The sequence below is a fragment of the Iningainema tapete BLCC-T55 genome (genome assembly GCF_014698965.1).
Classification (GTDB): Bacteria; Cyanobacteriota; Cyanobacteriia; order Cyanobacteriales; family Nostocaceae; genus Iningainema; species Iningainema tapete.
This window is the reverse complement of the sequence record NZ_JACXAE010000046.1, coordinates 69,227-88,956: the sequence shown is the minus strand read 5'-3', so window position 1 is coordinate 88,956 and position 19,730 is coordinate 69,227. Positions and strand designations below refer to the sequence as shown.

At 43.3% G+C, this 19,730-nt stretch carries 21 protein-coding genes and 1 pseudogene; 9 read left to right on the top strand and 13 right to left on the bottom strand.

The annotated features are described in order from the left end of the window. Nucleotides 1-57 precede the first annotated feature (57 nt). The 3 genes from ICL16_RS12500 to ICL16_RS12490 all read left to right on the top strand — a co-directional run bounded on the left by ICL16_RS12500 (nt 58) and on the right by ICL16_RS12490 (nt 3,097). Nucleotides 58-1,014 (top strand): response regulator, encoded by a 957-nt coding sequence (locus ICL16_RS12500; protein ID WP_190827967.1) that lies wholly within the window; start codon nt 58-60, stop codon nt 1,012-1,014. Between the two features lie 62 nt (nt 1,015-1,076). Further along, complete coding sequence (gene ubiE, locus ICL16_RS12495; RefSeq protein ID WP_190827965.1) at nt 1,077-1,769, top strand: bifunctional demethylmenaquinone methyltransferase/2-methoxy-6-polyprenyl-1,4-benzoquinol methylase UbiE; 693 nt, start codon at nt 1,077-1,079, stop codon at nt 1,767-1,769. A gap of 89 nt (nt 1,770-1,858) precedes the next feature. Then, nucleotides 1,859-3,097: a DUF445 domain-containing protein gene (locus tag ICL16_RS12490; RefSeq protein ID WP_190827963.1), complete on the top strand. Its 1,239-nt coding sequence runs from the start codon at nt 1,859-1,861 to the stop codon at nt 3,095-3,097. 59 nt (nt 3,098-3,156) lie between these two features. Here ICL16_RS12490 and ICL16_RS12485 read toward each other — a convergent pair whose 3' ends face one another. Further along, nucleotides 3,157-3,639 carry a GNAT family N-acetyltransferase gene (locus ICL16_RS12485; RefSeq protein WP_238360743.1) on the bottom strand — a complete coding sequence of 161 codons (483 nt, stop codon included), beginning with the start codon at nt 3,637-3,639 and terminating at the stop codon, nt 3,157-3,159. Here ICL16_RS12485 and ICL16_RS47210 point away from each other — a divergent pair. Next, on the top strand, nt 3,624-4,208 hold the full coding sequence (locus ICL16_RS47210) for a helix-turn-helix domain-containing protein (protein ID WP_337906990.1): 585 nt from the start codon (nt 3,624-3,626) through the stop codon (nt 4,206-4,208). The two genes, ICL16_RS12485 and ICL16_RS47210, sit on opposite strands and share 16 nt — an antisense overlap. Here the strand turns inward: ICL16_RS47210 and ICL16_RS12475 are convergent. Continuing rightward, on the bottom strand, nt 4,205-4,507 hold the full coding sequence (locus ICL16_RS12475) for an antibiotic biosynthesis monooxygenase family protein (protein WP_190827959.1): 303 nt from the start codon (nt 4,505-4,507) through the stop codon (nt 4,205-4,207). The genes ICL16_RS47210 and ICL16_RS12475 overlap by 4 nt on opposite strands. A gap of 62 nt (nt 4,508-4,569) precedes the next feature. After that, nucleotides 4,570-5,832: an alpha/beta fold hydrolase gene (locus tag ICL16_RS12470; protein ID WP_190827957.1), complete on the bottom strand. Its 1,263-nt coding sequence runs from the start codon at nt 5,830-5,832 to the stop codon at nt 4,570-4,572. A gap of 383 nt (nt 5,833-6,215) precedes the next feature. Between ICL16_RS12470 and ICL16_RS12465 the strand changes: the two genes are divergently transcribed. Continuing rightward, complete coding sequence (locus ICL16_RS12465) at nt 6,216-7,046, top strand: dienelactone hydrolase family protein (protein WP_190827955.1); 831 nt, start codon at nt 6,216-6,218, stop codon at nt 7,044-7,046. Nucleotides 7,047-7,070: 24 nt separating this feature from the next. On the opposite strand, the gene ICL16_RS12460 is transcribed toward ICL16_RS12465, so the two are convergent. Continuing rightward, complete coding sequence (locus ICL16_RS12460; protein ID WP_190827953.1) at nt 7,071-7,970, bottom strand: Uma2 family endonuclease; 900 nt, start codon at nt 7,968-7,970, stop codon at nt 7,071-7,073. An 81-nt stretch (nt 7,971-8,051) separates the two neighbouring features. Further along, nucleotides 8,052-8,624, bottom strand: a complete 573-nt coding sequence (locus tag ICL16_RS12455) for a DUF5662 family protein (protein WP_190827951.1) — start codon at nt 8,622-8,624, stop codon at nt 8,052-8,054. 778 nt (nt 8,625-9,402) lie between these two features. On the opposite strand from ICL16_RS12455, the gene ICL16_RS12450 reads away from it, so the two are divergent. Further along, complete coding sequence (locus ICL16_RS12450) at nt 9,403-9,969, top strand: PadR family transcriptional regulator (RefSeq protein WP_190827949.1); 567 nt, start codon at nt 9,403-9,405, stop codon at nt 9,967-9,969. Between the two features lie 15 nt (nt 9,970-9,984). Here the strand turns inward: ICL16_RS12450 and ICL16_RS12445 are convergent, their stop codons facing one another. From ICL16_RS12445 to ICL16_RS12435, 3 genes are all read right to left on the bottom strand, one after another. After that, a complete protein-coding gene (locus ICL16_RS12445; protein WP_190827947.1) occupies nt 9,985-10,845 on the bottom strand; it encodes a HEAT repeat domain-containing protein in 861 nt (286 codons plus the stop codon). 117 nt (nt 10,846-10,962) lie between these two features. Beyond that, nucleotides 10,963-12,675 carry a diflavin flavoprotein gene (locus ICL16_RS12440; protein ID WP_190827945.1) on the bottom strand — a complete coding sequence of 571 codons (1,713 nt, stop codon included), beginning with the start codon at nt 12,673-12,675 and terminating at the stop codon, nt 10,963-10,965. A gap of 92 nt (nt 12,676-12,767) precedes the next feature. Continuing rightward, on the bottom strand, nt 12,768-14,489 hold the full coding sequence (locus ICL16_RS12435) for a diflavin flavoprotein (RefSeq protein WP_190827943.1): 1,722 nt from the start codon (nt 14,487-14,489) through the stop codon (nt 12,768-12,770). Nucleotides 14,490-14,592: 103 nt separating this feature from the next. Between ICL16_RS12435 and ICL16_RS12430 the strand changes: the two genes are divergently transcribed. Further along, complete coding sequence (locus ICL16_RS12430) at nt 14,593-15,474, top strand: pantothenate kinase (RefSeq protein WP_273038641.1); 882 nt, start codon at nt 14,593-14,595, stop codon at nt 15,472-15,474. Between the two features lie 4 nt (nt 15,475-15,478). On the opposite strand, the pseudogene ICL16_RS47680 reads toward ICL16_RS12430, so the two are convergent. Further along, nucleotides 15,479-15,655: pseudogene (locus ICL16_RS47680) on the bottom strand (hypothetical protein); the annotation flags it as partial. A 19-nt stretch (nt 15,656-15,674) separates the two neighbouring features. Continuing rightward, a complete protein-coding gene (locus tag ICL16_RS12420) occupies nt 15,675-15,857 on the bottom strand; it encodes a hypothetical protein (RefSeq protein WP_190827941.1) in 183 nt (60 codons plus the stop codon). Between ICL16_RS12420 and ICL16_RS12415 the strand changes: the two genes are divergently transcribed. Beyond that, nucleotides 15,856-16,194, top strand: a complete 339-nt coding sequence (locus ICL16_RS12415; protein WP_190827939.1) for a WD40 repeat domain-containing protein — start codon at nt 15,856-15,858, stop codon at nt 16,192-16,194. The two genes, ICL16_RS12420 and ICL16_RS12415, sit on opposite strands and share 2 nt — an antisense overlap. A 42-nt stretch (nt 16,195-16,236) precedes the next feature. Here the strand turns inward: ICL16_RS12415 and ICL16_RS12410 are convergent, their stop codons facing one another. Then, a complete protein-coding gene (locus ICL16_RS12410) occupies nt 16,237-17,043 on the bottom strand; it encodes an alpha/beta fold hydrolase (RefSeq protein WP_190827937.1) in 807 nt (268 codons plus the stop codon). A gap of 105 nt (nt 17,044-17,148) precedes the next feature. Next, on the bottom strand, nt 17,149-17,619 hold the full coding sequence (locus ICL16_RS12405; RefSeq protein WP_337906989.1) for an NUDIX hydrolase: 471 nt from the start codon (nt 17,617-17,619) through the stop codon (nt 17,149-17,151). Between the two features lie 373 nt (nt 17,620-17,992). Between ICL16_RS12405 and ICL16_RS12400 the strand changes: the two genes are divergently transcribed. Next, nucleotides 17,993-18,157 (top strand): hypothetical protein, encoded by a 165-nt coding sequence (locus tag ICL16_RS12400; protein ID WP_016860072.1) that lies wholly within the window; start codon nt 17,993-17,995, stop codon nt 18,155-18,157. A gap of 114 nt (nt 18,158-18,271) precedes the next feature. On the opposite strand, the gene argH is transcribed toward ICL16_RS12400, so the two are convergent. Beyond that, entirely contained in the window at nt 18,272-19,657 is a 1,386-nt protein-coding gene (argH, locus tag ICL16_RS12395) for an argininosuccinate lyase (RefSeq protein WP_202895510.1), read from the bottom strand. Between the last annotated feature and the right edge of the window lie 73 nt (nt 19,658-19,730).

Here is a 19,730-nt window from a genome sequence, read left to right as displayed (position 1 = left end):
TCAATTTAGCTTGGTATGGAATATAACAAAATGGTTAACATTTCAAGGATTGATTTTATGGAAAATTCAATTCCTGAACTAGATAAAATCCGAAGTCAATTAATGAGTATAGAGAAACCTAAAAAACAAAAAATCTTGGTGGTAGACGATGAACCAGATAACCTAGATCTGCTTTATCGTACCTTCCGGCGTGACTTTCATGTCCTCAAGGCTGATAGTGGTGTGCAAGCGTTGCAAGTTTTAGCATCAGTTGGAGAAGTGGCGGTAATTATCTCCGATCAGCGGATGCCCGAAATGAAGGGAACGGAGTTTCTCAGTAAGACTGTACCTCAGTTTCCAGATACAGTAAGAATTATCCTCACGGGTTTTACGGATATAGAAGACTTGGTGGAAGCAATTAATGCTGGTCAAGTATACAAGTATATTACGAAACCTTGGGACCCAGGGGAATTAAAAGCAGTAGTGCAACGGGCAGCAGAAACCTACGATTTACTCAAGCAACGTACAGAAGAATTGCGGCGTGCAAATGCCCAAATGGCGCTACTGAGTGTTTTGGTGCAGGTGACTCAGCAATGCTCCAGTCTAGATGCCACCTTAAACCCAATTGCTACGGCTTTTGGTGAAAGTTTTGCCTCTGATGGTTGTATTTTACAAATAGTCCAAGACAATAATTTGGTTGAACCTCACAGCGTTTACAGTAGTACTGGTACAATAAAAAATTGGCTAGCTCAAGACCCGTTGACAAAGGAGGCGATCGCCACTCACCAAATGCAAGTCTGTGTAAATGTACCATTAGAGCCAAAGCTAGCTGGAATTAGTCATTACACCGAAAACAAGGTTCAAGCACACGTAATTATCCCCATCATCTATCGGGAAGAAGTATTAGCTGTATTATCACTACAGTGGTTTCAACCCTGCACACTGCGAGAAGATGAACTGAAACTGATTCATTTATCAGCCCAACAAGTGGCGATCGCACTTACTTGCACTTGTTACCATCAAGCAGTTAAATAGTTTTGTACCAACGCCCCACTGTACAGACGCCCCGACGGGGCGTCTCTACCCCTGACTCGATCATGACTAACGAAATTCGCGCTATTTTTGACCGGATTGCTCCTGTGTACGATCAGTTGAATGATTGGTTAAGCTTGGGACAACACCGGATTTGGAAGGAAATGACGGTAAAATGGAGCCAAGCCAAACCAGGAGATATTTGCCTGGATTTATGTTGTGGTAGTGGTGATTTGTCATTGCGCACCGCAAGGCGAGTGGGAGCAACAGGACATGTGTATGGAGTAGATTTTTCGCCAGGGCAGTTAGCCATCGCTAGAGTTCGTCAAGAAAGCCAGTACCCCAAACCTTCTATAACTTGGGTAGAAGCCGACGTGCTAGATTTACCGTTTACAGACAACAAATTCGACGCGGCGACGATGGGTTATGGATTAAGAAATGTTAAAGATATTCAGCGCAGTCTCCAGGAGATACACCGCGTCCTGAAAAAAGATGCCAAAGCTGCTATTTTAGACTTCCATCGTCCCGGCAATCCACAACTTCGCGCCTTTCAGCAATGGTATTTAGACAATCTTGTTGTTCCCATTGCTCATCAAATGGGTGTAAAGGAAGAATACGCCTATATTAGTCCCAGCTTAGATCGTTTTCCCACAGGTATAGAGCAAGTGGAGATAGCTCGTCAAGTTGGTTTTGCGACTGCTACACATTACCCCATTGCAAACGGTATGATGGGAGTGCTAGTAGTACATAAACTTTAGATTTTAGATTTTAGATTGAAAATAGTTAACAGTTAACCGTTAACCGTCAACTGTCAACTGTCATCCAAAATCAAAAATCCACGCATCCAATGGATTGGTCTCATCTTTGGCTTTATATCTCACCCCCCGTTGTGGGTGGAGTTATTGGCTATTTCACTAACGATATAGCCATCAAAATGTTGTTTCGTCCTTACCAAGCAATTTACATCGGTGGACGAAGAGTTCCCTTTACCCCTGGATTGATTCCCCGCAGCCAGGAACGTCTGGCTAAAAATGTTTCTAAGACAATCATGCAGTCGCTGCTGACACCAGAGGAATTACAAAATTTAGCGCGGCGACTCTTGCAAACAGAACGAGTGCAAGGCACAATTCTCTGGTTATTACAATTGGCGATCGACCAACTTAAATCAGACAAGGAGCAGAAAACTGCCAAAATTCTATCAGGAATTTTACGGGATTTGTTAGGCGAATCGTTACCTCGGCTGCTCAAGGTGTTAGCCCAGCGTGAGGACTTTTTGGAAGCGCAAATCAATCAAGTTTTTGACCAGGTATTGCTAGAATTTCAATTGACTGAAGAACAAGCCAGTCGCCTTGCTGGTTGGCTTTTAGAAGTAGTTATACCACCAGATGTGCTTCGGAGTGCGATCGTTGATTTCTTGACAGATCGCACGATTCAGACTATAGATGAAAGCTTTCGGGAAAAAAGCAGTGGTACTTATTGGGTGGTAGCAAATTTGTTAGGCTTACGCAATACTTTGACTCGGTTGCGGACTTATTGTTTGGATGAAAAAGATGCTACCAATGCCCGCTTGCGGGAATTGATTCAAGATTTGCAAGTGCGCGATCGCATTAAAAGATTTTTGCAAGATTTATCTTTACAAAATTTACCTATTGGAACAGTACGGCAGTTACGCAAGACGACGAGGGATAGTGTCCGTCATTATATCCAAACTCGTGGTAGCGATTTACTCCAAGGATTCAGTGAATCTGTGGACTGGGATCATATTGCTTTGTTGCTACTTGAACGCCTGAGTCACTCACCTGTTGTTAGTGCTTCTTTAGAAGTTGTGAGTCAAGAATTGGCTTTAATTTTGGAGCGGTATTTGGAAAAAGATTTAGAGAAAATTGTCGCGGAAACAATTCCGATTTTGTCAATCGATCAAGTAATTGTTGATCGCGTCAAGTCAACTTCACCAGCAGATTTAGAAGGGGCAATTGAAGGAATTGTGAAAAATGAATTGCAGGCGATCGTTAATTTAGGTGGTATCTTGGGTTTTGTTGTCGGGGCAATACAAGTAGTATTTTTGCTCATCAGTCAAGCAATTTGATATAGATACCCGACTTCTTGAAGAAGTCGGGTATCTATGGAATATTTTACATCTACTAATTAGCACTCATCGCGCCACATCCCTGTCATTGAGTAGGAATTGCTAATTTCAATTGGGCATAATTTCTGAAAACCATGTCGTTCGTAAAATGAGATATTACGGGGATTAGAAGAGACAAGATAACAACCAACTTGTTTTGTATCAGCATAATCAAGAACAGGTTGTAACAAAATCTTTCCTATTCCTTTTCCCCGTGCCGACGGTTTCAAGCCGATAAAAAACACTTCGCAATGGGTTTGTTTGGGTTCGTTATTACTGATTTTTTGGATGAGATGCTCAAAGCGTTTACCCGATTCCTCACCAGCAAAGTGAGAGAAAATCGAAACAATTTCCACCAACATTTGTTCAAATTGCTCGTTAAAAATTTCTACTTCCGCAGGATACCAAAGACAAGCTCCTTGTTCTTCAGGTGCGATCGCGATTTTACCTCGCTGCAATTCAACTGCCTCACCAGTTCCTTCAACAAGTGGCGCAAGAAGCAATCGAACTTGACGCTGATCGCATTGAACTCTTAACAGAATTTCGCGTTCGCGATCCCCAGCTTGAGCAACCGTTGATACTCCTCCGCTCAGAATTGCATAACAGAAGTGGTTGGGTGGGAAGGCTCTATATAGAATCGTTGGCGAATGTTCTCGCTGTAAATCTGTTGCGCGAGTATTCCACCACTCAGCCTCGCGTCGCGGTGTATAAAGGGGGATTAGGCGATCGCAAGATCTTGCAAGTTTCAGAGTATATCAACGCCTATCTGGATCAAGAAATTAAGTTAGCTGATTTAGCTAATTTAGCGGGGGTTAGTCAATTTCACTTTAGCCGTCTATTCAAGCAATCGATGGGAATTTCGCCTCACCAGTATTTACTTCAGCAACGAGTAGAACGAGCGAAGCAGTTGTTAAAAAAGTCAAAGCTGGCGATCTCAGAGATTGCCCTCCAGTGCGGTTTTAACAGTCAAAGTCATTTGGGCAAATATTTTCGAGAATTCACGGGAGTCACCCCCAGCAGTTATCGCAAGAGTGAGAGCGATACCACCAGATGTGCGAGCGGAGATATCTAGGGATTTATAGTGAAATCAATCACGTATAGGTGAGAGTACATTTGCTTAGCCGATTGTCTGTGAGTGAAAGCAGTTTCGTAGTAGCGAAGATCCATGCTGACACCAAGCTCTTGATAACTAGCAAAAGCGTTAGAGATGTCTGGATTGTGGTGAATTGCTCTACTTGCTTCAATACTAGCCCATTGTACGTAGTTAACTACTTTGGTACCGTCCAAGCTACGATGAAAGTTAGCCGCAAGAAAACCGGGCTGCTTCCTTACTAAAGTAAAACTACTAACTTGGTTGGAAGGTAGCAGCAATCGTTTTCTGGCTTAGCCAAATCAGCGCTCAGTAGCTTGTTCTTTAGATACATTGCAGTATTTTAACGAAAATCTTTCCTTGACATAGGTAGAGGTAGGTCAAGCAAAAATGCTCTCACTGCTGTATAATATAGCTTTGGTTGCTCAATGTAAGCTGCATGACCAGCTTTTTTCAGATGCAACAGGGTAGCATGAGGCAGAATCCGTTGATACTGGTGGGCATTCTGCCACGAGAGATAATCACACTCCCCACGTAAAATCAAGGCAGGTGTTCGATTTTGCTTTAAAGCTGGGCGGATATCAGTAGTTCGGGAGGAGTCTCGCAAACTGCCCGAGAAAGCATAGAAGCCGCTGCCGTTTATGGGAATATTCACTGGAACAGCGTGGTTACAAAAAGCACTGGGTAAAGTCAACTCGTTTAAAGCATCTAACCAGCTATCCATTTCGCGATCGCCAGCAAAGTTATGTGCTGCCTCTGAGTTGATCTGTAGTAAGATGTTAAGAACAATCCAGCGAGGATGGAAATAGAGGTGGAGAATAGATTTTTCTAATTGAGCTTCGTATTCTGGTTTCAAACCGTCATTGCTATCGCCTAACTCTCTTAGTCCAGGTTGCCACACAGCTAGAGGTGAAGAGAAAACTACTCGTGTCACCCGTTCTGGATGCGCTACAATGTAGTGCGCTGCCAGTTTACTCCCCCAAGAGTGACCAATTAAAATTACTCGCTCAGCACCAATTTGCTGACGAATCGCTTCTAAATCCGCTACATGGCGCTTAACAGTATAATTTCGCACGTCTGTCAACCGTTGTGAGAGTCCACTACCAACTTGGTCGTAGAGATAGACATCAAAGCCATCTTGTGCTAAGCGACCAAAGACCTTACGATGTTCAGTGGTACTGTCGCCACCAGGACCACCATGAAGGAAAATTACAGGAGTTGATTTCGGTGTACCCACTGCTGGCACATGAGTGTAGGCTATGCGCGATCCCGTAGAGAGTACCCAAAAGCGGATGTCCGGAGTTTGCACTTTGGGACGATAGGGCAGGTTGAAGGGGCGGAACAACTGGTTAGCAAACAATCCAGAAATCAGCAGTGTTATGCTGCTAGTTACACCCCAATATAAACGCCACCGACGACAAGCTTTCCTAGATATCAGTAAGGAAAGCCCACCTGTTATCAGTAATATCGCCAGGATTGCGGATATGACGAGTAGGAAAATGCTACTTGTCAGCAGCGCTGTGGTAAAAAAGGTTATAAGCGCAACTATGAAACCGAGAGGTATTGATAGGATTAGTAGAACGCGGTTGGCGATGACTTTGCTCATGTTTGCATGATTTAGTGCAAAACCAGCTGGTTATAGCGAGATCGCAATTTGTTTGCAAAATACTCCTGCGTTATAGCTCTACTTTACTATTGTTTATGGAAAATTGGATTTGACAAATGTCTCTGACACAACTTGTTAGTTGTGAACGGTTTCTAGGACTTGCATCAATGTAAAACTTCACAGCGACATCGCACATCAGTTAGATGGTTCAACCCACAAGACAATCTGTTTTGACCGCTCGGACAATGGCGTTAAAATTTAATCAATGTTAATTCTGGCGATCGCATATTCTGCTTCAAATTTTCATAACAGTGTAAATAAAGTTGTGTAAAACTAATTGTTAGATAATCTAAAAAATATTTGATCTCCCTGATACCTGGAAGATGAAAGAGATAACGCGCCGCCAATTTATCACAACGGCTACCCTGGCAACGGGTTTTGCCCTAGCAGTGGAACCAATTTCTGCCCAAGTCATCAACACTGATGCTAAAGGATTGGTTGCGGGTGCGGTGAAAATTCCTGTTAAAGATGGGGAAATTCCCGCTTACAGAGCGATGCCAACAAAAAGTGGCAATTTGCCGATTATTCTGGTAATTCAAGAAATATTTGGTGTACACGAACACATTCAGGATATCTGCCGTCGCTTTGCTAAATTAGGATATTTAGCGATCGCTCCGGAATTGTTCGTGCGTCAGGGCGATGTCTCAAAGTTAAGCAGTATTGAAGAAATTCGTCAAGTAGTAGCTAAAGTGCCGGATGCTCAAGTGCTATCCGATATTGATACAACGGTGGATTGGGGCGTGAAGTCAGCCAAAGGTAATGCAGGTAAGTTAGGAATTACAGGCTTCTGTTGGGGTGGGCGCATTACTTGGCTGTACGCTGCACATAATCCAAAGGTTAAGGCAGGGGTAGCGTGGTATGGACGTCTGGTGGGCGATACCACGCCACTGACACCCAAACATCCGATTGATATTGCCTCTACACTGAAAGTCCCCGTTCTCGGACTCTACGGCGGCAAGGATACAGGCATTCCCCTTGATACGGTGGAGCAAATGCGTGCGCGTCTAAAGTCTGGCAGTAGCAAATCCGAAATCATCGTCTACCCAGATGCACCTCATGCCTTTTTTGCCGATTATCGCCCTTCCTACCGCGAGAAAGAAGCACTTGATGGCTGGCAAAAGCTTCAGGCATGGTTTCAGCAACATGGTGTGTAGCCGAGAGCCTGTATTGCTGCTAGATTAAAGCAAATTTTGCAACTCAGTTTCGGATAATCCAGTCACTTGGCTGACTTGTGCAATTGACATCCCTGAGGATAGTAAATTGCGCACTATCTGTAGCAATTGGTTTTGCGCGAGTTCTTTCTCTTCTCGTTGTTCTTCAGCATCAGTTGGAATCCAAATACCTTGAGAATCATACCACCGCAGCCAGAGTCTGGTAATTCCAAATAATTCTCCAAACCACAACCCTAAGCCAATTTCCAACTCTGGAATCCAGATGCGGGGATTTTCTCTATCGAGCGCCACTTCATTGTAATGCGCTCCTTCGAGTTGAAAAAACCGCACGCGATTTGTGTAGCGGCTAAATACAATGTAGTATGGAACTCTTAACACTTGCTCATATACTTCCCACTTCGTGGGCGGAGTACTTTTTGTTAAGTGCGTATGGTTTTCTTCTGGGGATGGCGATTCTGCACTCTTGCTCGGTGGAGATGATTCTACCGCTTCTGCTTCTTCTTCAGCATAAGGACCAAGATCTTCTTTTTGCGTACCCGGTGAGAGAAGTTCGACAACAACAAAGGGATTTTTTCCTTCAATCCATGTTACATAACTACGCCGCAAATCGCCTCCTGGGTATAACCGTGGTACACCCACAGCGAGAAACCAATCAGGTCGTTTGTGCCATAAAGTATGCGCTACATCATAGTACAAATTTAAATCTGTACCTGTGAAGAACTGATCTCGATTATAGTTGAACAAGCGCAGAGTCAAACTCAGTAGTAGCGGTTGAAGGTCATGAAATTCATCTGGCAAACCAGGTTCCTCCGGGTATTCACTTGGTAGATCATACATCGTCGGGAGAATTTGTGCTGGTGGTAGGGGTGGATCTGATTGAGCGATGGGATAGGAGAAGCGGTTCATAGGGTGAATACAGCAGTATTGGAATTTGCGCTGGTTCCATATTAGCGATCATCAGCAACGGAACTGAAGTTTGTATTTGAACTACTTTGCTTTTTGCGTAGGGTAGCGACTGTGCGTAATATCAGCCTGAGTTTTTAGAGCAAAAAATTCGTCTTCTATCCATGGCAATGTATTCCTCATGATTTGCTCAAGCTGAGGAGAAATGCCAAATCGCTTGCAATTAATTTCAATACTTTTGGCAATGTCGCTATCGGCACGATGTTTAGTGGCTGCCATCCAGTCAATTAGCATTTCTAAAATATCAAATAAGTTCATCCCGTTGATGCCGTTTTCAAAATGCTCGGGATGATGACGATTGTGAGCAAAATGATGCCCCAATGCACTGTCTAGCATTTCTCTACGCAGAGCTTCATACTCATCAGAGCCATAAGTTACACTTTCAAGTTTATGAGTCATTTCTCGATACATCTCCCATTCGGGAGAATGCAACTTGCTTTGATCATGAGTTGTAATGCGTCGAGCAAGCTCTATCTGGGCTGATAGTAATAATCGTTGCACCAAAGCAATATGCTCAACTGTTTTACGAAATGCATCTAGCTCTAAATTCATATCCAAGCCATAATAGTTATTGCAATCTATGATAGCTGCTACCATTATAAAACTCTCATGAATAAGTGGCTGGTGGCTTTACCGTTCGTCAGCGCAAGCATGGAGTAATATTTCTGCCTCGTTTCAATCCCTAATAGGGATTTATGTTGAATGGAACAGTTATTATCTAATTCATCTAGCGCTACTTCACTAGTTTCAATCCCTAATAGGGATTTATGTTGAATGGAACGAGATCTGGTCTTTGTCCAACTGTCGCAATTAGCAGTTTCAATCCCTAATAGGGATTTATGTTGAATGGAACCGCTGGGGCTTGGAAAGCTTGCTGTATTAACTTTTCAAGGTTCGGTTGCGCGGCTGGCGCTTTAATCGCTAGTATAGCCACTCGAATGGTAGCTGTCAAGAAATTCTCAACGATGGAAATCCTTATATAGCAAGCGTTTCTGGATTTGCGCGGATGAGAATTCCCTCTGGAATGGATGAAAATCTTGCTGTGTATACCATTGAGGCTCTTTTCTGCGCTATGTGAATTTGTACACCTACCCCTCCGCGCAGCTAATGTATTTGATTGGTGTTTCCAACTTTGGGTAAAACTCGTCAATTGCTTTTTCCATCGGTCTTTTTGCTCTCAACTACCAGTCTAACACCAGAGGAAAGATGGCTCCAGTACTTTGGTTGAGTTTGCTCAAGAGCGATCGCACACTCAAATCATATCCTTTGTTTTCCTCATTTTCCGGAGTCGGTTGTCAATTCCGATATATCGCGTTATATTAAAAATAACGATATATCGCGATATGTCCGAAAACTAAAATCATTCGGAGCTAACATGTTTAAGCAATTTCATCACCACTCCCATCCACCAGCATGGGAGGGAGCAAATTTTGACAATCAATTCTTTCCTAGTGAGAGGTTTGAGCGAGGAAGATTTGGTAGAGGAAGGGGAGAAGAACCTCGTACACGTCGGGGTGACATCAAATTTATTCTGCTGGGGTTACTATCTGAATGCCCTCGGCACGGGTATGAGCTAATCAAAGAATTAGAAACTCGTGATGGCGGTTTTCGTCGCCTTAGCCCAGGCTCGGTGTATCCTACACTCCAGTTATTAGAAGAAGGAGGCTATCTTACTAGTGAGCAAATCGAAGGTAAGCGAGTTTACACTATAACAGATAGTGGCAGGCAATTATTAAGCGATCGCCACCAACACAAAAACCCTGTAGACAATCCCGGCAACACAGATAAATCCTCTGAACTTATCGAGTTACGGAATGCATTAACAGATTTAACTACCGCTGTCACACTCATTGCTCGAAGTGGTAACCCAGAGCAAGCAAATCAAGTGCGTGAGCTTCTCATTCAAGTCAAGCGTGAAATTTTCAAAATGCTTTCCAACTAAGTCAACTCACTAACTTTATCTGCTCAATCTTTCCTTCTTCAACATAGCCAGAGGATCGCTAACAGAAGTAATTGCGTATTCCCGGAATTTTAGTGAAGGGTTTTGTACCACTTTCATTGCTTTTTCCAAATTTGTGACAAGAATATCCAATTCTTTTGTCGGTAACTGACTAATATTCTCTTGCAAACTCAAAGCAATCTCACCCAAAGCATAAGCTGCACTGTGACGAACAGTTACATCTTTATCTTGCAAAAGGTTAACTAACCGAGGTACAGCAGGTTTAGATGCAACACCTATTCTACCTAAAGCCGTGGCAACATTCACGCGCAGCCAAACATCTTCATCCTCTAACTTTTGAATCAATGCAGGTACAGCAGGTGCAGCATTTTTTCCCATAGCGCGTAAAGCATGGGCAGCGCTATAGCGTTGCCATGACTTGTCACTATTCAACCCTTCTACAAGTAGAGGAACAAAGGCTTTCTTGTCTATCTTCGCGATCGCTTGAAATGCCTGCGAACCTACTGTAGCATCTTTATCATCTGCCAACCGCATTAACGCTGGTACAGCCTCACTTGCCACCGATCCAATTTTACCAAGAGTTATAGCTGCGCTAGAACGCACTTGGGCATCGCTATCCTGCAAAGCTGTAATTAAGGCAGGCACTGCAGGTTTACCCACACTTGCCAAATAATCTATCGCACTAGAACGCTGTTGGGGGTTCTTAAACTGCTGAACCTGAGAGCTAATTTGTGTCTCAGTCACCTTTGCCCAAGTAGCATTTATTACTAACAAAGGTGAATAAAGACAGACTAAGGCGATCGCTATTTGGGAAGTGGTAACATAAGCTTGCTTTCTCGTATATTTAATCACTGACATAATTTAGTTTTGCTGCGCCATGATGAACAAAGTTCGATATTCATAAAGATGATAATTATCTTACCTTGTTCCCCGTTTAAATTTTCTCCAGTAGGGGCGTAAAGCCCTCCACCTCTACTAATAATGATTGCCTGACTTGCGATGATGCACAGCAGTTACACCATCCTGATTGAGAACTTTGCCATTATCCACCGTGGCATAAACCAACCAATGGTCGCCGCTTTCCATCCGTGATTTTACGGTACACTCCAGGTAAGCTAAAGCATCATTAAGTATAGGAGAACCGTTATCGGCTGTTTCCGCAGCAACTTCGGTAAATCTATCTTGCCCTGGTGCAAAAGGTTTGAGGAAGTGCTTCATCAAACCCAAATGATTACCTTCCTGGAGAATGTTGAGAACAAACTTATTCTCCGAATGCATCAACGATTCCAGAGCGCGATCCTTCGCAACAGCAATAGTTAAACCAGGAGGATTAAAACTTGCCTGAGAAACCCAAGAAGCCAACATCGCACTAGATATATCGTCTTGCTTTGCTGTCACAACACACAGCGAACCAACAACTCTACCCACAGCTTGTTCTACACTAGTTGCAGGTTGTAGAGGCGCACGTACTTTCTTCGCTTTTTTCAGCGCTTGAGCAAAGTCTGTTCCCGCTTCTTCACACATTTGCAAAGTAGCATCGTTCGGTTTAAACTTCACACGAATCGAATCAAAACCAAACTTATACCCAGCATCCTTCAACTTCCCTTCAATCAAATCCACCGCTTCGCCACTCCAACCAAACGAACCAAACACACCAGCGAGTTTGGTGTTAGCAGCAGTAGAAAGAACAATACCTAAAGCTGTTTGCACTGGAGTGGGTGCATGCCCACCCAAAGTAGGAGAACCTATCACAAACCCTGCTGCTTTCTCTACCGCAGCACGAATTTCTTCAGGATCTGCTACCTCACAGTTAATTGATTCTACCGCAACACCTGCTTTAGTGATACCACGAGCGATCGCTCCTGCTAAAGTTGCCGTATTTCCATACGCCGAAGCATAAATCAGCGCCACTGTCGTATCTTGAGAAGTTTGCTGCTGACTCCATTGATAGTAAGCTTTTGTCAGTTCAATTAACCCATACCTTACCAAAGGTCCATGTCCAGTAGCATACATTCTCACCGCCAGATCCGAAAGCTTTTCTAGCGCCGTTTCCACTTGACGTGCATGGGGAGCCATCAAGCAATCATAATAATAGCGTCTGTCTTCGCTAAATATTTCCCAACCTTCATCAAAAACTTGATCTCCACAGATATGCGCTCCAAACAGCTTATCTGTGTAGAGAATTTCCGTTTGTGGATCGTAGGTACAAAGTAGATCTGGATAACGAGGATTAGGCGTCGGAACAAATTGTAAATTATGACCCTTACCTAAATCAAGATTTTCCTCTCCCCGCATCACGAGAATTGGTAAATCTGGGTTTTCCAGTGCGCCACGCAAATTAATCGCCCCTGGATTAGAACAAACAAAAGTGATTTGGGGCGCAATTTCTAACAAAGCCTTGAGAGTTGCTGCCCGGTTAGGATTGACGTGCCCAAGAATCACGTAATCAATCGCTTTGATATCAAACCGTTGCTGCAATGCTGCCAGATAAATTTCTGTAAACGTTTCCCCTGGAGGATCGATCAGGGCAGTTTTATCTCCCTGAATTATATAACAGTTAGCAGTTGTACCCTTGGCAAGAGCATACTCGATTTCAAACCTAAGCCGCGTCCAACTGCGAGAACGTAGTACTGTTGTATCAGTACCAATGGGGAGTACCTGAACGTCGCGGGGTTTTGTGGATGACATGGTTAATGGAAGACTGGTTAATGGTTAATGGTTAATAGCTAATGGCTGAAAACAATTAACAATTAACAATTAGCCATTAGCAATTCTCTATCTTAATAGTGGTTACCAACTTTACGATGGTGTACTGCGGTGAGGGCATCTGGCTTAGAAACTTTTCCAGCATAGACTGTGCTGAAAACAATCCAGTGATCCCCAGCATCCATTCTACTTGCAACTTCACACTCTATGTATGCTAAAGCATCGGCGAGGATGGGCGCACCATTTTCTGCAGGCTGGGTTCTCACTCCTTCAAATCGATCCGCACCTGGGGCGAAACGTTTGAGGAAGTGTTTCATTAAGTTTTGGTATTTCCCTTCTTCTAACACGTTGAGGACAAAACGATCGCCTACTTGCATTAGTGATTCAATTGCTCTATCTTTTGCTACGGCAATTGATACTCCCAAGGGTTTGAAGCTGGCTTGACTTACCCAAGATGCTAACATCGCGCTGGATACATCACCTTTTTTGGCTGTTATAATGTATAATCCCCCGCTGATTCTTCCCAGTGCTTTGTCTAAGTCAGCACCAAGAGATTTCATTTGTTTGATGCTGCGATCGCGTGTTACCCATTGCGCTAAGTCTGTACCTGCTTCTTCACACTGCTTAAAGATGTTTTCTCCTGGTGTTTCTTTAATCTTGATTGGTGCAAAGGCTGGTGTTAAACCTAAACTCCGGAATTTATTCAGTAGTGGATCAACTGGTTCGTCATTTTCACCACCTGATTCAAATATCCCTATTGCTTGCTTTTCTTTGGCAGATCCTAATACTGTGTCGATCGCCGCTTGCGCACCTACACCATTAGCTGGGTACATCCCTATTACTATACCATTACAGCGACCGACAAGTTCCCGCAATTCTTGTAAATCTACGGCAAAACGCAAGTCTGCCATTTCTACCGCCACGCCTGTTTTGGTAATACCGCTAGCAATTGCCTGTGCCAAACGATTGCTGTAACCGTAATCGGAAACGTAAAATATCCCTACTGTGGTTTCTGCTTTCGCTTGTGTTTGGCTCCAAGTCCGATAGCGTGCGGTCAATTCTTCCACATTGTGGTATAATAATGGTCCATGACCGGTGGCTATCATGTCGATTTTTTCTAATTCTGCCATGCGCTTGAGGGCAGAAAGTACTGACTTGGCATTGGGAGCCATTAAGCATTCGTAGTAAAATTCAAAGTCTGCTTCGATCGCTTTGAGGTCTTCGTCAAAGGTGCTATCCGAGCAATAGTGTAACCCGAATGCGTCACAGGTGAAGAGAGTTTGAGTTTTGTGGTCGAAGCTGAACATGGTATCGGGCCAGTGTAAATTGGGAGCAATCACGAATTCTAGTTCGTGTCCTTTTCCCAAGTCTAGGCGATCGCCATTTTTAACAATTTTACGTTTAAATGGCTGATGCACCATGTTCTCTAAAAACTGAATTGCCACCTTAGAGCCGACAACGGTGATTTCTGGTGCAAGTTGTAGGATATCTTTAACTAAACCGCTGTGGTCTGGTTCTGTGTGGCTGATAATTAAGTAGTCTATTTCTTCTGGGTTGATGAGATTGGTAAGGGTGTCTAGGTATAGTTGGCGGAACTTTTCGTGGGAGGTATCTACTAGTGCTGTCTGCTCACCACGAATGAGAAATGAGTTGTATGTTGTACCGTTTTGTAAACCGAATTCGATGTCAAAGCGATCGCGATCCCAGTCGAGTGAGCGAATGGTTGTTGTTTCTGCGGCAATGTCGGCAGTTTGTATGGTAAGTCTTTTTTTGGTTTTTTCGGTGAGCGCTACCATGACTCCCCTCCTTATCTGAGTATTTTTTCCCCTATTGTTATTGTGGCACGTTTTGTTTGTAAATTTTTGTTAAAAAACTTATAGTTGGGTTTAAGAGGATTAAATGGAACCGCAGAGGCGCAGAGAACACAGAGAGGAGATGTGGTTGGGGTTGATGATTGGGAATTCTCGGCTGCATTGGGGTTTGTTTGTTGGGGAAGGGTTATGTTGTGCTTGGGATACGAGTTATCTTTCTGCTGATGTTGTGCGGCAATTGGCTGGGTGTCGAACTGTTGAGGATTTGCGATCAGTTATTAACTACACAAGATCCTTTCCTGCCCCCCTTCCTAAGGGGGGTTGGGGGGTAGAGATGTGTGACAACTATAAGGAAAATTGGGATGAAAATCTACAAAGCCTAATATCCCCCCTACCTCTCGTTTTGGCTTCGGTGGTTCCTAGTGAAACTGCTGTGTGGCAAAGTTATTTAAATGTGCGTATTGCTACTTTAAATAATGTGCCTTTGTCGGGTTTATATCCGACTTTGGGTATTGACAGAGCTTTAGCTTTGTGGGGTGCTGGGCAGGTTTGGGGTTTTCCGATGTTGGTGATTGATGCGGGAACAGCACTTACTTTTACAGGTGCTGATTGTAACGATAATTTGGTTGGAGGAGCGATTTTACCGGGATTGGGTTTGCAATTTGCTACTTTGGCAGGAAAAACTGGGCAATTACCTTCTGTTGATTTACCTGAGCAGCTTCCTCGGCGATATGCTGTGAATACTCAAGAGGCGATGCAAAGTGGGGTGATTTATACTTTGCTTGCGGGAATTAAAGATTTTGTTGCAGCGTGGTGGCAGGATTTTCCTGAGAGTAATGTTGCGATTACTGGAGGCGATCGCACTTTACTGATAAACTATTTGCAATCCCAGTTTCCTAAGATTGCAAACAGTTTGATTGTGGAGCCTAATTTAATATTTTTGGGAATGCGATCGCTAACTCTTCACTGAGCAATTAGCTACCAATCCAAGCTCCATTTACCCAAATTCCTTCTTGACGCATACCATTAGGAAAAAGCATTACGCCTCTACCGTTGGGTTGATTATTGCGATACTCTCCTTTGTAGCGATAACCAGTGGCATAGATACATAAACCTTTGCCGTGCTTTTTACCATCAATAAACTCTCCTTGATAGTAATCGCCGTTGGGGTTAAGCCGCCACTCCTAAACCATTGGGCTTGCCATTGATAATCTGCCCCTCATACCAAGTAGCATCAGGAAGAGTAATGAAACTGATAGCAGGATTGGGAGAAGCTCCAAGTGTTGGAGATAAAGGAGTACCTTCTTGAGCAACTAGAGGGCATGGCTTTGTCTCCGGCTCTAATCCAACCATGCATCTAATTTCATGGTTGGTTACGCCCACGATAATTCCAATCACAGTCACTGGTAGTTCAGATGCAACTATTAAGTTCTGGAATCGCGATGGTCAATTACTTACTACACTAGAAGAGCATAAAGATCGGGTAATGTTAGTCAGTTTCAGTCCTGATGGTAATAGCCTTGCTTCAACTAGTGTTGATGGGGCAGTAAAACTTTGGAACCTCAAAGACTTAAAATTAACCTCGGAACTTAATGTTCTACTGAAAAAGAGTTGCGATTGGGTGCGCGATTATACAAATACTAACCAAAAGCTAGAACCGCGCGATCGCACTCTGTGTGATGGAATATAAATACGAGAAATAGTTACGACTCCTATTCCTATCTCCTGACTCCTAAATCTTGATAAAGTCCCGAATATCGTCAGCGACAAGTGCAGCACAAGATTCTGGTAAGTCACCTTTTGCATGAGCGATCGTTTTGAGTGACGCATGGGGAATATTTTGAGCGTAAGCTTGACTCATAGCTATAGCTTCTGGTGTATCTAGTCCACCTTGTAGAATAAGAACCGGAACTTTTATGGAGTACAACTCTTTGTGCAGTAACTCTGCTTCTATTTCTGGCTGTTGGCGTTGAAATAGTAGTTGGCAACCTACAGGATGTTGCAGCATTAACCTGCGAAATTGCCAATTTTGTTCAATTTTGGCGTCTAATTTGAGGATTTTAGTGATTGGGCGGAGTCGGCGCAGTATTTTAAATACGAGGGGTGAAATTTTCAGCAAAAGCTGCATTTTCTGTCTGTGCTTGTCTTTTCCTTCAATTTCTACACCTTCTGGCGCTATTAATACTACACCATGAGTTTTTCTTGGATACTTTAAAGCATAGCTGGCGGCAATCCAACCGCCTAATGAATGTCCGACAATAAAAACTTTCTCTAGCTTCAACAGGGCAAGAAACTCAGCTATACTTTCCATTTGCAAATCAATTGAGTAGTGAATGTCAGGTTTTTCTGACTCGCCATACCCAAATAAATCTGGTGCAAAGCAATGAAAGTCTGAGGCAAGCAAGTCCATGATCGATACCCATTGACTGCTATCACCCCAAGCACCATGCAAGAAAACTACTGGTGTGCCTTCTCCAACTTCACTCCAAAATAATTGCCCCTGTGATAGCTTTATCCGATTACGGAATAGCGCATCCATTTGAATTTATAAAGTTAACTGTAGCAGATTTTAAATTGGAAAATGGGGAATGGTTTTTAACAATTAACAATTAGCAATTAACCATTTCCCATTCCCAAAATCATCTTACGCTAGTGTTGTCAAACCCTTTAAGTAATCTTCCAACTGCCGATTATGGTCATGAGCCATCTGCTCTTGAGGTAGACAGTTGAGAGGAAAAGCCTGGATTTCCATTACTTCCATTGTATCCTGAACCTCCATCGTTCCCTGCACTTGTGCTTCTACCACAATACAAATCGAATGGATTCTGGGATCGCGATCTGGTGCAGAGTAAACACCAACTAGACGCTGGATTTTGACCAAATCTAGTCCTGTTTCTTCAATTAATTCGCGCCGAACTGTATTCTCGACGTCTTCTCCCCAGTCTACCATCCCTCCAGGTAACGCCCAGCGACCGTTGTCTCGTCTCCGGATGAGCACAATTCGACCATCTGGTAAAATCGGGATGATACTTGTGCCAGGGACGGGATGACGAAAAATAATACCCAGTACAGTTTGTCCAAAGCGCCATAAGCTACGTGTTGATTGGACAGCCACAGTAAAGAAAGCAATAATGTTTCACCTTTAAATATCTTTTTTAGATTGGACAATTCCCAACTTCCTACAACCGTACATTTACTAAATCTTTAGTTTTAAATTATACGTTAATGTTAGTGAGGGAAAATTTTTGGCACACAATCTACATACACTATACTAATATGTCTATTTAGTCAAACTTAATCTGAGATTTTTAGCTCTTAGAATTTTGATTTGCCGTTGACATACCAAATTTGGATGCAGTATACTAGATTGCTGTCTAAAATATGTAAATAGCTGTACTAGGCGATCGCTATGTAAATAGCATCGATAGCTGATATTGCTTGAGTAATATACCTAGTTACTTTTTTGTTGTTTATTAAATGAGGTGAACATGGCTAAGCGCCGTAACCCGAAAAAAGAAAAGGCGCTACGGAACCAGGCATACGCCCGGAAGTTTCGTAAACGTACCACAACAGGGCGTATGCAGAGAAGATTCCAACAAAGACCGCCTAAGAGTGAAGAAGATGAAGGCGCAGCAGCAGTTGATGCTGAGTAGATTGCCTGCTCAAATTTTTGCTCTCATGGGGTGCCATAGATTATGAGCGTACAAATGTACGTCCATACGATGAGAAACCCGGTTTTTTCAAAAAACCGGGTTTCTTGCAACTGATCAATACCTTTTCATCAGTTCTTGTGCTGCAAGTAGTGCTTGTTCTACTTGCGCAAAACCAGTACCGCCATAACTATTACGGCAAGCAACTACAGAACGAGGTGATATAGCCTCGTAAATATCTTCCGCAAAGGCTGGGTGGAGTTGTTTCCACTCCTGAATGCTTAAATCTTTAAGGAGTTTACCTGTAGCAATACAAGTTTTTACCACTTTGCCGACAAGGTTATATGCTTCGCGAAAGGGTACACCCCGCGCTGCGAGATAATCTGCCACATCGGTGGCGTTGGCAAAATCTTGCGTGACTGCTTCAGCCAAGCGGTGGGTGCGAAATTCCAAACCTTCTTGCAACAAAATAGTCATTGCTTCTAAACAAGCTTTGACTGTGTTGACACTATCAAATAGACCTTCTTTATCTTCTTGTAGGTCTTTATTATATGCCAAGGGTAGCCCCTTCATGATGACTAACAGCGCTTGAAGATGACCAAATACCCTTCCAGTTTTACCCCGCACCAATTCTGGAACATCGGGGTTTTTCTTTTGGGGCATGATGCTTGAACCAGTGGCGCAGCTATCTTTAAGGGTAACAAAGCCGAATTCTTCAGATGACCAAAGAATGATTTCTTCAGAAAAACGGCTGAGGTGAACCATGATGATGCTAGCAGAACAACAGAATTCAATCGCAAAGTCGCGATCGCTCACCCCATCAAGGCTATTAGCATAAACTTGCTCAAATTGCAAGAGGTTTGCTGTATAATGGCGGTCAATGGGGAAAGTAGTTCCCGCCAAAGCACCGCACCCCAGTGGAGAAATATTCACTCGGCTTTGAACATCACCTAAACGTTCCCAATCTCGTTGCGCCATGTGAAAGTAAGCCAGGAGATGGTGAGCTAAACTCAAAGGCTGGGCGCGTTGTAAGTGAGTATAACCAGGAATTAAAGTTTCGATATGTTGCTGGGCTATACCTACTAAAACATGTTGAAATTGCCGTAGCTGACTCTTGATTTGTTGAATTTGGTCACGTAGGTAAAGTCTAGTATCAGTACCTACTTGGTCATTGCGAGAACGAGCAGTGTGTAATTTTTTACCTACATCTCCAACAATTTCCACAAGACGGCGTTCCACGGCAAAATGTACATCTTCCGCCTCAACACCCGGATTAAATTCACCTTGTTGATACTCAGAGCGAATTTGTTCCAACCCGGTAACTAAAATATCTCCTTCTTCTAGAGAAATTATACCGCAATGAGCCAGCATCTGGGCATGAGCTTGGGAGCCAGTGAGGTCGTATTCAATTAATTCGATGTCAAAATTAATACTAGCATTAAACCGAGCAATGGTAGGATGTAGTGCTGATTCAAATCGCTGACTCCAAGTTTGTTTAGTCATAATTGTGAGGGAAGATGGGAACACGGGGACGCTCTGACACGGAGGTAACATTAATGATACTTCTGTACAGACG

Bases quoted from the DNA above. Each gene is read 5' to 3' on its own strand.
- ICL16_RS12500 (WP_190827967.1), top strand. From the start codon at position 58: ATGGAAAATTCAATTCCTGAACTAGATAAAATCCGAAGTCAATTAATG.
- ubiE (WP_190827965.1), top strand. From the start codon at position 1,077: ATGACTAACGAAATTCGCGCTATTTTTGACCGGATTGCTCCTGTGTAC.
- ICL16_RS12490 (WP_190827963.1), top strand. From the start codon at position 1,859: ATGGATTGGTCTCATCTTTGGCTTTATATCTCACCCCCCGTTGTGGGT.
- ICL16_RS12470 (WP_190827957.1), bottom strand. From the start codon at position 5,832: ATGAGCAAAGTCATCGCCAACCGCGTTCTACTAATCCTATCAATACCT.
- ICL16_RS12465 (WP_190827955.1), top strand. From the start codon at position 6,216: ATGAAAGAGATAACGCGCCGCCAATTTATCACAACGGCTACCCTGGCA.
- ICL16_RS12460 (WP_190827953.1), bottom strand. From the start codon at position 7,970: ATGAACCGCTTCTCCTATCCCATCGCTCAATCAGATCCACCCCTACCA.
- ICL16_RS12455 (WP_190827951.1), bottom strand. From the start codon at position 8,624: ATGGTAGCAGCTATCATAGATTGCAATAACTATTATGGCTTGGATATG.
- ICL16_RS12450 (WP_190827949.1), top strand. From the start codon at position 9,403: ATGTTTAAGCAATTTCATCACCACTCCCATCCACCAGCATGGGAGGGA.
- ICL16_RS12445 (WP_190827947.1), bottom strand. From the start codon at position 10,845: ATGTCAGTGATTAAATATACGAGAAAGCAAGCTTATGTTACCACTTCC.
- ICL16_RS12440 (WP_190827945.1), bottom strand. From the start codon at position 12,675: ATGTCATCCACAAAACCCCGCGACGTTCAGGTACTCCCCATTGGTACT.
- ICL16_RS12435 (WP_190827943.1), bottom strand. From the start codon at position 14,489: ATGGTAGCGCTCACCGAAAAAACCAAAAAAAGACTTACCATACAAACT.
- ICL16_RS12430 (WP_273038641.1), top strand. From the start codon at position 14,593: ATGGAACCGCAGAGGCGCAGAGAACACAGAGAGGAGATGTGGTTGGGG.
- ICL16_RS12415 (WP_190827939.1), top strand. From the start codon at position 15,856: ATGCATCTAATTTCATGGTTGGTTACGCCCACGATAATTCCAATCACA.
- ICL16_RS12420 (WP_190827941.1), bottom strand. From the start codon at position 15,857: ATGGTTGGATTAGAGCCGGAGACAAAGCCATGCCCTCTAGTTGCTCAA.
- ICL16_RS12410 (WP_190827937.1), bottom strand. From the start codon at position 17,043: ATGGATGCGCTATTCCGTAATCGGATAAAGCTATCACAGGGGCAATTA.
- ICL16_RS12400 (WP_016860072.1), top strand. From the start codon at position 17,993: ATGGCTAAGCGCCGTAACCCGAAAAAAGAAAAGGCGCTACGGAACCAG.
- argH (WP_202895510.1), bottom strand. From the start codon at position 19,657: ATGACTAAACAAACTTGGAGTCAGCGATTTGAATCAGCACTACATCCT.